This is a genomic window from Ligilactobacillus equi DSM 15833 = JCM 10991 (genome assembly GCF_001435735.1).
In the GTDB taxonomy this organism is placed as follows: domain Bacteria; phylum Bacillota; class Bacilli; order Lactobacillales; family Lactobacillaceae; genus Ligilactobacillus; species Ligilactobacillus equi.
In genome coordinates this window covers 1-4467 of record NZ_AZFH01000005.1, presented here as the reverse complement: position 1 = coordinate 4467, position 4467 = coordinate 1, and the positions used below count along the sequence as shown (strand labels likewise).

The window sequence follows — 4467 nt, the reverse complement described above, 5'->3', positions numbered from 1 at the left end:
ATAACTTTGGTTAGTACGCTTACTTTTAAGTCCTTCAATTCCTTGATATTTGTATAATAGACACCATTGTTGGATGGTTTTTTTATCAATTGAATACTTTTTAGAAATTTCATATATACCTTTTTCTTTAGCCTCTTTTAAAATAGATAGTTTTTGTGCTGAATTAAATTTTGGTTTTCTTCCCATAAAAAATACCCTCCAAGTATTTAGATGATTTTGTATATTTCATCTGTATACTTAGAAGGTATTATAGCCCTGGAAGTTGGGGATATTTTTTACAATCAAAACCCAAAAGAAAAACGCTAAAACATGATAAAATAAGACATAGAAAAATTAGTGTTGAAAGTAGGTAAGCAAATGACGAAAATTGGTTTTATCGGAACGGGATTGATGGGCCGAGGGATGGTTAGAAATTTAATGAAAGCAGGGTTTGAAGTTCAAGTCTGGAACCGTACAAAACAAAAGGCTGAAGCTTTGATTCAAGAAGGTGCAACTTGGAAAGAAAATGCTTTAGAATGTAGCAAAGATGTCGATTTCGTGATTACAATTGTCGGCTATCCTAAAGACGTTGAAGAAGTTTACTTTGGAAAAAAAGGAATATTTGCCGGAGCTAAGGAAGGGACAACACTCATTGATATGACGACGACAAGTCCTAAATTAGCCCAAAAAATCGCCCAAGTAGCGGCACAAAAACAAATGTTTGCGTTAGATGCACCTGTTTCAGGTGGTCAAGCCGGAGCTGATAACGGAACTTTAGCGATTATGGTCGGGGGCAAAGAAGAAACATTCAATAAAGCCTTACCTATTCTTGAAGCGATGGGAGAAAATATCCGATTGCAAGGTCCAGCTGGCTTTGGTCAACACACCAAAATGGCTAACCAAATCGCATTAGCTGGATCTTTAGCGGGTGTCTGTGAATCATTAACTTACGCTAAAAAGATGGGCTTAGATCCACAAAAAACATACGAAACCATTCGTTCTGGGGCCGCTGGATCCGCTCAAATGGATGCCTTCATGCCTAAAATGATTGCAGGAGATTTTAATGCAACCTTTTATATGAAACATTTCATTAAAGATTTAGGAATTGCGGAAGATGAAATTAAGAGTCGTGATTTCAAGTTAGAAATCCTTGATCAATTCCTAAAACAATGTCGCCAAGTTGAAGCGATGGGTTATGGGGATGAAGGCACACAAAGTTTACTTCATTGGTACGAAAAAAATAATGTTGCATAAAAGTCTATTCCAATCAATGGGGATAGACTTTTTTCTTGCACAAAAAGAGAATAAAATTATTGAAAATACTTTCTTCATGTTGTATAGTCAAGGTGTAATAAAGATGTGGAGGGAATAATTATGAAAAATACGAAGAAGTTTAGTTTATTAACCGCAAGTGCTTTGATGGCTGGTTCATTGTTTAGTGCACCAGTATTTGCCGAAACAACTGGAACAACAGGTGGCGGATCAGCTTCAACGACTGCAACAGCTGATATTAAAGGAGGCAGCTTAACTTTAAATGGAAGCTTATCTCCAATTTCATTAAGTCAAACCTTAAATGGTTCACAAATTTCAACGGATGCACAATCTTTAGGTTCAGTTGAAATTGTTGATGCAAGAGGAACAGGGGCAGGTTATTCTTTAACTGCCAGTGCAACTGCATTATCTGGAACTCATGGAAATGTTGTCTTAACTCCAGGATCAGTTGCTAAGAAGGATACTACTTCAGATGCAACTCCTACTTTAGTTTCAGGAGCACAAACACTTACAACTAATCCAACTCAAATTTTGACTGCTGGGAAATCAAGCGTTTCTGAGGGTAAAGGATCATATACCGTTGATCTTGGTTCACTTCAAATTACTGATATTCCAGCTAATGCCTATGCTGGTTCATACAGCACTACAGTAACCGTTACGCTTAACGCAGCTCCAACAGGACAAGAATAATGAAAAGAATCCTGTTGTTTTTAGGCTTGGTAGGGGGATTTTTCTTTGGAGTAAATGCGCCCATTCAAGCGGCTTCAATGAATTTTACCGCTGATCCACAAACGACCGATACTTCTAAAGGTTATTTTGATTTTGCAGCTAAACCAGGTCAAAAACAAGATTTGACGGTTAAAGTTAGTAATGTTTCCGACCACGAGATTACGCTAAATGTTGATTTCTTAAACGCCTTAGGTAATCCAAGTGGTGGAGTAGCGTACGTAAAGCAAGATCAACTTGAAAATTCAAAATTAACTGATTCAAAACGCTTAGCTAGCAAGTATTTGCATGGGCCTAAAGAAATTACTTTAAAGCCAAACGAAACTAAGATGGTGACTTATACTTTTGAGGCACCCAAAGATGTTTCTAAGGGGCAAATTGTCGGAGGCTTGAACTTTTTAGAAAAAGCTACTTCTCAAAAGATGCCGGCTAAAAATAAAAAAGAGGTTCAAATTAATACGCAGCTCGCTAAAATGATAGCGGTGGTTGCTAACTTTTCCAAGCAGCAAGCCAACTTGCAAGTTAAAGAAATGACGGTCTCTTCAAGCGCTAGCAGTCCATTTTTGAACTTACATTTAATAAATAAAGTTCCGCAAATGGCTGGGGATTTACAAGTCGATTACACTGTTAAGAAGATGTCAGGTAAAAAAATCGGCCATGCGATAACGGCTAAAAGCCCAATCGCAGCTGCCAGTGATTTTAAGTACCAACTTGCTTGGCCAGCCAAAGTATACAAACCAGGAACTTATAAGGTTGATGTGAATGTTACTTCAAAAAATCCGGATCAAAGTTTCCGCCATACCTATGTTGTGCATGTTAAAAATCAAGATACAAAGACTTACGCGCAAAAGAGCGGTCAAACAAGCGTCCAAACTCATAGTCCAATGATGATTACCATCGTAATAATCTTATTGGTAATTATTGTGGGATTAGCTGGAGTTATTGTTAGATTAATGAAAAAATAATAATAAATAAAAAAGGATAAACCTTGATAAGGCACTATGTCCTGTCAAGTATACAGTTTAAATATATAAAATAGACTATGCGGTCTGATTGCGGAATTTTTCCGCAGTCAGACCGTTTTTTGATGCATAAGCTCTCTTTGTATTGAAATATTTTACACCTTCGTCAATCAGTCTCTTTAATTCTTCAAATGATTGTGGCTGTGGGTGTCGTTCCAGCCAAAGTAGTTTAAAATCATTCCACCATCTCTCCATAGGAGAATTTTCCCATGGATGTCCAGGATGAGACATGCTATGGACGTAGTTCATCTTTTCTAAATAGTGATTAAAGGCAAGTGAACAGTATGCAGCACCTCGATCTGTATGAACCATAGGTCTTACTCCTGGCTCTTTAGAGAACGCTTTCTTAAATGTATCAATTACTGCTGATGTAGTTTCCGTTTTTGAAAGGTTATAGCTAATCACGTAACGTCCGTATAAATCTAATACCGCATGTAATCGTACTTTTTGTGGTTTGTTATCTTCAAAATATACAACTTCAGTTGTATCGGTCGCCCAAACTTCATTCTTGCTTGCACGATCAAAATGCCCAGATAATAGGTTTTCACTAATATATTCATGCTTTAATTTAATTCGGTTTCTCTTTTTCTTTCTGATATTTACACGAATATTATTATTACGCATACAAGATCTTACACGTTTTAAACCAACCGTAAAATCTAATTTTCCTTCTGCTTTCAACTGAGTGGTCATACCTAAATAACCTAAAGTAAAATTATGTTCTTTCTCCAATTCTAAAATGGCAGAGTAGAGTTGGTCTTGTTGCTTTCGATACGTACTATTACATCGTTTAAACCATTTATAATACGCATCTCTTGTCACTTTGGCAATCTTACTAAGCTTACTAATCGACCAGTGATATTCTTGATGTAATTCTTTAATCGCTATGTACTTTAATTCTTTTTCACCCCTCGATTGCGTATTTCTACTAATTTTTTTGCGAAGGCAATCTCCATTTTTTGTTGTTCTAATTGTGCTTTAAGTAGTCGATTTTCAACTTGTAAGCGTTCAAGATCATTCATTGTTGCCATAGATTTTCTTTTACCACGGTTATCACGAAGTGATTCTGGATCATTATTACTCTTAGTATATTTTTTATACCAGCTATATACTTGTGCATAACTCACATCATATTTTTCGGCTGTTCTATGGTAATTAATATCATGTTTAATCAAGAATTCAATGATTTCTAGGCGTTCTTCAAAGGTAGTTTTTCTGGTTGAATTTCTTTTTTTAGTCAAATTTAGGTCTCTCTTTCTAGGCTGATAAGCCTTTAAGGTACCTTCATTATACCGCTTTATCCAGTTATATAGTTGTCTATGGGATTTTAATCCATTTTTTATTGCGAAGTTCATTAAAGAATCTCCTGATTCCATAAATGCTGTAACTAAAGAAATTTTAAAGCTAAGAGAATAACTTTGGTTAGTACGTTTACTTTTAAGTCCTTCAATTCCTTGATATTTGTATA

6 protein-coding genes are annotated in these 4467 nt (G+C 35.9%); 3 read left to right on the top strand and 3 right to left on the bottom strand.

All coding sequences use genetic code 11. From position 1 onward, the window contains the following. The coding region (locus FC36_RS01245) for a helix-turn-helix domain-containing protein (protein ID WP_191978602.1) at positions 1 to 186 on the bottom strand (186 nt) is incomplete at its 3' end. A gap of 171 nt (positions 187 to 357) precedes the next feature. Between FC36_RS01245 and FC36_RS01240 the strand changes: the two genes are divergently transcribed. From FC36_RS01240 to FC36_RS01230, 3 genes are all read left to right on the top strand, one after another. Beyond that, the gene (locus FC36_RS01240) at positions 358 to 1233 is read left to right on the top strand and encodes an NAD(P)-dependent oxidoreductase (RefSeq protein ID WP_056986666.1); all 876 of its coding nucleotides are present in this window, start codon (positions 358 to 360) and stop codon (positions 1231 to 1233) included. A gap of 120 nt (positions 1234 to 1353) precedes the next feature. After that, complete coding sequence (locus FC36_RS01235) at positions 1354 to 1941, top strand: WxL domain-containing protein (protein WP_025021558.1); 588 nt, start codon at positions 1354 to 1356, stop codon at positions 1939 to 1941. Next, on the top strand, positions 1941 to 2942 hold the full coding sequence (locus FC36_RS01230; RefSeq protein ID WP_025021559.1) for a DUF916 domain-containing protein: 1002 nt from the start codon (positions 1941 to 1943) through the stop codon (positions 2940 to 2942). Before FC36_RS01235 ends, FC36_RS01230 begins: the two co-directional genes overlap by 1 nt. A 75-nt stretch (positions 2943 to 3017) precedes the next feature. Here the strand turns inward: FC36_RS01230 and FC36_RS01225 are convergent, their stop codons facing one another. Next, positions 3018 to 3887 (bottom strand): IS3 family transposase, encoded by an 870-nt coding sequence (locus tag FC36_RS01225; protein ID WP_235805788.1) that lies wholly within the window; start codon positions 3885 to 3887, stop codon positions 3018 to 3020. Between the two features lie 5 nt (positions 3888 to 3892). Further along, the coding region (locus tag FC36_RS01220; RefSeq protein WP_056986665.1) for a helix-turn-helix domain-containing protein at positions 3893 to 4467 on the bottom strand (575 nt) is incomplete at its 5' end.